Source organism: Ensifer sp. (genome assembly GCF_035999185.1).
Classification (GTDB): Bacteria; Pseudomonadota; Alphaproteobacteria; order Rhizobiales; family Rhizobiaceae; genus Ensifer.
On record NZ_DASYHB010000068.1, the window covers coordinates 1 to 5540 of the forward strand.

The following is a 5540-nucleotide window of genomic DNA, read 5'->3' on the forward strand; positions in this document are numbered from 1 at the left end:
GTGCGATCTTGTTGCGAGCCATGAAAGTGCTTCCTTTGTGATCCCAATATGATCGAGGCCTGAAACGCGGCAAACGCCAAACCTTCGCGGAAGCCATTAAACGGCAATCGTTAAAATATCAATCGATACTTTTTGGTGAAGTAATTTCAATCGGTTAGATCATAAAACTCTTACGTAAACGTAAGAGTTTGCGTCACGATTGCGTCATGAAACAGCACCGTTGGCCGGGTGCGCAGCAGCATATTCCTCACTCTGCATTTCGATCAGCCGCGAAACAGTGCGATCGAACTCGAAGCCTTCCGTGCCCTTCTTCTGGGTCAGCAAGTCCTGCGGCTCTGCCGCGGCAGACGCGAAAAGCCGTGCGCCGTTGTCGTAGAGCGTATCGACCAGGAGAATGAATCGCTTGGTCTCGTTGCGCATGTGCGGCCCGAGTTGCGGCACGTGATCGACGAAGATCGTCGAATAACGCTCGAGGATCGCCAGGTAGTCGGCAGCGCCCAGCGGCTGCTGGCAGAGATCGGCAAAGCGGAAGCGAGCGCTCTTGCCGGCGGCGGCCGGCACGTGGATCTTGCGACCCTTGCGCGGGACCTCGGCCGGAGCTGGCGGCGCATTCCCGGCCTCCCGCGCCCAGGCGTGCGCCATGGCCGCATCCGCCTCCGGTCCAAGCGGAGACAGCCAGACCGGGCTGCCATCGGTCTTCGTCAGCCGATAATCGGTATCCGTGTCCAGCGAGATGACCTCGACATTCGCCTTGAGCAGGTCGACGAAGGGCAGGAACAGGCCGCGATTAAGACCGTCGCGATAGAGATCGTCAGGCGCAACGTTGGACGTCGCAATCAGCACGCAACCCTTGGCGAAGAGTTCGCCGAAAAGCCGCCCGAGGATCATCGCATCAGCGATGTCGGTCACCGAGAACTCGTCGAAGCAGAGCAGTCGCGCCTCGCCGAACAGTTCCGATGCCACAGGCGGGATCGGGTCAGCCTGCTTGGTCTCGCCGTTCTTCAGTTTCTGGCGGTGCTTGTAGATGCGATCGTGCACATCGGCCATGAATTCATGGAAATGCGCCCGACGCTTGCGCTGGATCGGGACCGTGTCGAAGAACAGGTCCATCAGCATCGTCTTGCCGCGACCGACGCCGCCGTGGATGTAGAGCCCCTTGACCGGCGGATGGTCCTTCTTGCGCGAGGCAAACAGCCAGCCGAGCGCATTGGTCTTGCGCGACGGACGGCTGGCAAGCAGCTCCGCGGAAAGATGGTCGAACCGCCGGGCAATCGAGAACTGCGCCGGATCACGCTTGCGCTCGCCGCTCGCGACGAGCGTTTCGAGTTTGCGGTAGATACTGTCGTCAGGATTGAGCACGTCTCACCCGAGAGGAGCCGGAAAACAAAAGCCCGGCACAAGACCGGGCTTGGAAAAGCATCAGCGGCTGAGGCTGACCGGCTGGCCGCCGTTGGTCGAGCCGTCGAAACGGGCATCGGCCGTCTTGTAGAGGCGGGCAATGGCGTTGCCGGCGCGATCCTTGAGCACCACCTGCTTGCCGGCCACTTCCCAGGACCCCATGGTCGTCAGCTCGCCGGCACAGCCACGCGTGCCGCCACGCGAACCGGAGCCGAGATTGGTAAGCGTCAGGAACATGTCGCAGGACGCGCCGGCGCTGGACACGCGCCAGTTGCCGACCATCGATTCCTTGGTGACATCAAGTCCGCCGCCGGCGGCCGCGACCTGCGTGCCGGGCTGCTGGGTAGCGTCGCCGGCAACTGCGGTACCGGTCGCCGGTGCAGCCGGGAATTGCGAGGTGTTGCCGCTTGGCGCCGGCAGCTGGTTCGACGAAACCGAGGGAACCGGTGCGGCCTGGATGGGAGCGGGTGATGCATCCTGGGAACTGAAACCGCCCATCGATGTCCGCTGGCATCCGGTCAGCGCAAGCACAACCGCCAGCCCCGCCGCCGCATGAATTACCCGCATATCCCTACTCCTGTTCGTGTCGCGAACCATGATGCAACGCGATAATATAGGCCGAAATACAGCAAAACCACCTGACAAATCAAGGGACGACGATTCCTTGCAACCTGTTGCAGGATTGAAACGTCCGACGGATCGAAACAATCGGCTCGCGGCATGTGGAGCGGGGGCACACGACACCGGCTCCGCTCCCCGTCGCACCAGCCACAATCAAGGATTGCTCAAGACGAAGCGGTGTTCCGCTATCGCTGAACGGAAAACGGCGGGCCATGCCCGCCGTTCCGAATTCGCAGTGACCAAACCGATCAGACGCGGCGCTCGACCAGCATCTTCTTGATCTCGCCGATGGCCTTGGCCGGGTTCAGACCCTTCGGACAGGCCTGGGCGCAGTTCATGATCGTGTGGCAGCGATAGAGGCGGAAGGGATCCTCGAGATTGTCGAGGCGCTCGCCGGTCGCTTCGTCGCGGCTATCGATCAGCCAGCGATAGGCCTGCAGCAGCACGGCCGGGCCGAGGTAGCGGTCGCCGTTCCACCAATAGCTCGGACAGGAGGTCGAGCAGCAGGCGCACAGGATGCACTCGTAGAGACCGTCGAGCTTGAGGCGATCCTCGTGGCTCTGCTTCCATTCCTTGGCCGGCGTCGGCGTCACCGTCTTCAGCCACGGCTCGATCGAGCGGTGCTGGGCGTAGAAGTTGGTGAGGTCAGGAACCAGATCCTTGACCACAGGCATGTGCGGCAGCGGATAGACCTTCACCGCGCCCTTCACCTCGTCCATGCCCTTGGTGCAGGCGAGCGTGTTGGTGCCGTCGATGTTCATGGCGCACGAGCCGCAGATGCCTTCGCGGCAGGAGCGGCGCAGCGTCAGCGTCGGGTCGATCTTGTTCTTGATGTAGAGCAGACCGTCGAGCACCATCGGGCCGCAATCGTCGACGTCGATGTAGAAGGTATCGATGCGCGGATTGGCGCCGTCATCCGGGTTCCAGCGGTAGATGCGGTATTCGCGAACGTTGGTCGCGCCGGCAGGCTTCGGCCAGACCTTGCCTTCCGTCATCTGCGAATTCTTCGGCAGAGCGAGTTCAACCATCTGTCTTAGTCCTTACATAAGATAAGCTGAGAAAATTGCGTCGGAAGTGACTGGGGTTCCAAGCCGCGCTTTATGCTCGACCTCAACCTTGATGTAGGTGTGCAGGTCTCTGCGCTCGCTCTCATACGTCCACTTCACCCCCCGGCGGCATTCGTCATTTTCACATTCATTGCCACTCTGCTCGATCAGATCGGCCCGAAATGTCTTGCCGCCAATCTCACCCGCTATCGAACCTGTTCTGCCTTTTTTCGCCGACACAAGCTCAAAGTGACCCACCCTGCCATCGAGGCAATAGATCTGTCCCTTATAGACTTGATCCTTGATCGACAGACCAAGAACGGACGTGCCCGCTTGCGATACCTCGTACCGACCCTTGCACTCCTGCTTTTCGGCCGAACCGAGATTGAGAGTGCCGCGTTCCTTTTCATTCCGCGACATGACGTAGCCAACCAGCGGACGTCCGGTCTCGGTGAAGCTACCCTCAACTCCACTCTTAAACAGGTACGAGCATCCCGTCAGCGTCGAAGCGCTTGCTACCAAGGCGATGAGCGGGACGCTGCGGGGTGCCAACATCTATCTCAATAAACGCGGGCCTTGGGCTCGATCTTCTTGGGATCGATGCCGTCGGCGATCAGGTCGGTATGGACGGGGCGGTAGTCGAGCTTGACGTCGCCTGCTTCGTTCACCCAGGCAAGCGTGTGCTTGCGCCAGTTGACGTCGTCGCGGCCGCCGAGCGGGCCTTCCGTGAAGTCCTCGCGGGCGTGCGAACCACGGCTTTCCTTGCGCGCCTCGGCGCCGTAGATCGTCGTGATGGCGTTGGCCATGAGGTTTTCGAGTTCCAGCGTCTCGACGAGGTCGGAGTTCCAGATCATCGAGCGGTCGGTTACCTTGATGTCAGGCAGTTCCTTCCAGATCGCCGAGATGCGCTTGCAGCCCGACTCCAGCGATTCCTGGGTGCGGAACACGGCCGCGTCTTCCTGCATGGCGCGCTGCATCTTTTCGCGCAGCACCGCCGTCGGCGTCGAGCCATTGGCGTTCCGCAGGCGGTCGAAGCGGTCCATGATCCGGTCGCAGGCGGCCTTGTTGAGTTCCGGCACCGCCTCGTTGCGGTCGATGACCTGGCCGGCGCGGATGGCGGCGGCGCGGCCGAAGACGACGAGGTCGATCAGCGAGTTGGAACCGAGGCGGTTGGCGCCGTGCACCGAGGCGCAGCCGGCCTCGCCGACGGCCATCAGGCCGGGCGCAATGCGCTCCGGATTTTGGGCATCGGCATTCAGGACTTCGCCCCAGTAGTTGGTCGGCACGCCGCCCATGTTGTAGTGCACCGTCGGCAAAACCGGGATCGGCTCGCGGGTCACGTCGACACCGGCAAAGATCTTCGCCGATTCCGAGATGCCCGGCAGGCGCTCGTGCAGAACCGCCGGATCGAGGTGGTCGAGGTGCAGGAAGATGTGGTCCTTGTTCTTGCCGACGCCGCGGCCTTCGCGGATTTCCATCGTCATGCAGCGCGAAACGACGTCACGCGAGGCAAGGTCCTTGGCCGATGGCGCGTAGCGCTCCATGAAGCGCTCGCCCTCGGAGTTGACGAGATAGCCGCCTTCGCCGCGTGCGCCCTCGGTGATCAGGCAGCCGGCGCCATAGATGCCGGTCGGGTGGAACTGGACGAACTCCATGTCCTGCAGCGGCAGGCCGGCGCGCGCGATCATGCCGCCGCCATCGCCGGTGCAGGTGTGCGCCGAGGTCGCCGAGAAGTAGGCGCGGCCGTAGCCGCCGGTCGCGAGCACCACCATCTTGGCGGAGAAGCGGTGGATCGTGCCGTCGTCGAGGTTCCAGGCGACGACACCGGTGCAGCGGCCGTCATCCGACATGATCAGGTCGAGCGCGAAATACTCGATGAAGAATTCGGCATTGTTCTTGAGCGACTGGCCATAGAGCGTGTGCAGGATGGCATGGCCGGTACGGTCGGCAGCCGCACAGGTGCGCTGCACCGGCGGGCCTTCGCCGTAGTTCTGCATGTGGCCGCCGAACGGCCGCTGGTAGATCTTGCCTTCGGCATTGCGCGAGAACGGCACGCCGTAATGCTCGAGCTCATAGACCGCCTTCGGCGCTTCCATGGCGAGATACTGCATGGCGTCGACGTCGCCGAGCCAGTCGGAACCCTTGACGGTGTCGTAGAGGTGCCACTGCCAGCTGTCCGGCGTCATGTTCTGCAGCGACGCAGCGATACCACCTTGGGCGGCAACCGTGTGCGAGCGGGTCGGGAAGACCTTGGTGATGCAGGCGGTCTTCAGACCCTGCTCGGCCATGCCGAGGGTCGCGCGCAAGCCTGCGCCGCCGGCGCCGACGACGACCACGTCGAAGGCGTGATCGACATATTGATAGGCCTTGCCGTTTGCAGCGGGTGAACTGTTCGATGCCATGGCGAAATTACCCTGCAAAAGCGATCTTCAGGATGGCGAAGAGACAGAGCCCGCCAACTGCGATCGTGAAAAA

5 protein-coding genes are annotated in these 5540 nt (G+C 62.3%); all 5 read right to left on the reverse strand.

Features of this window, described 5'->3' with window-relative positions; genetic code table 11:
• Nucleotides 1-204: 204 nt before the first annotated feature.
• The gene (gene zapE, locus VGO04_RS07015; RefSeq protein ID WP_327495237.1) at nt 205-1359 is read right to left on the reverse strand and encodes a cell division protein ZapE; all 1155 of its coding nucleotides are present in this window, start codon (nt 1357-1359) and stop codon (nt 205-207) included.
• A 60-nt stretch (nt 1360-1419) separates the two neighbouring features.
• Nucleotides 1420-1965 carry a protease inhibitor Inh/omp19 family protein gene (locus tag VGO04_RS07020; RefSeq protein ID WP_327495238.1) on the reverse strand — a complete coding sequence of 182 codons (546 nt, stop codon included), beginning with the start codon at nt 1963-1965 and terminating at the stop codon, nt 1420-1422.
• A gap of 302 nt (nt 1966-2267) precedes the next feature.
• Complete coding sequence (locus tag VGO04_RS07025) at nt 2268-3047, reverse strand: succinate dehydrogenase iron-sulfur subunit (protein WP_327495239.1); 780 nt, start codon at nt 3045-3047, stop codon at nt 2268-2270.
• A gap of 12 nt (nt 3048-3059) precedes the next feature.
• Entirely contained in the window at nt 3060-3617 is a 558-nt protein-coding gene (locus VGO04_RS07030; RefSeq protein ID WP_327495240.1) for a hypothetical protein, read from the reverse strand.
• Between the two features lie 8 nt (nt 3618-3625).
• Entirely contained in the window at nt 3626-5467 is a 1842-nt protein-coding gene (gene sdhA, locus VGO04_RS07035; RefSeq protein ID WP_327495241.1) for a succinate dehydrogenase flavoprotein subunit, read from the reverse strand.
• Nucleotides 5468-5540: the final 73 nt, after the last annotated feature.

What these genes read in the sequence shown, in the direction of transcription:
- sdhA (WP_327495241.1), bottom strand. Translation starts at nt 5,467, where the DNA reads ATGGCATCGAACAGTTCACCCGCTGCAAACGGCAAGGCCTATCAATAT.
- VGO04_RS07025 (WP_327495239.1), bottom strand. Translation starts at nt 3,047, where the DNA reads ATGGTTGAACTCGCTCTGCCGAAGAATTCGCAGATGACGGAAGGCAAG.
- VGO04_RS07020 (WP_327495238.1), bottom strand. Translation starts at nt 1,965, where the DNA reads ATGCGGGTAATTCATGCGGCGGCGGGGCTGGCGGTTGTGCTTGCGCTG.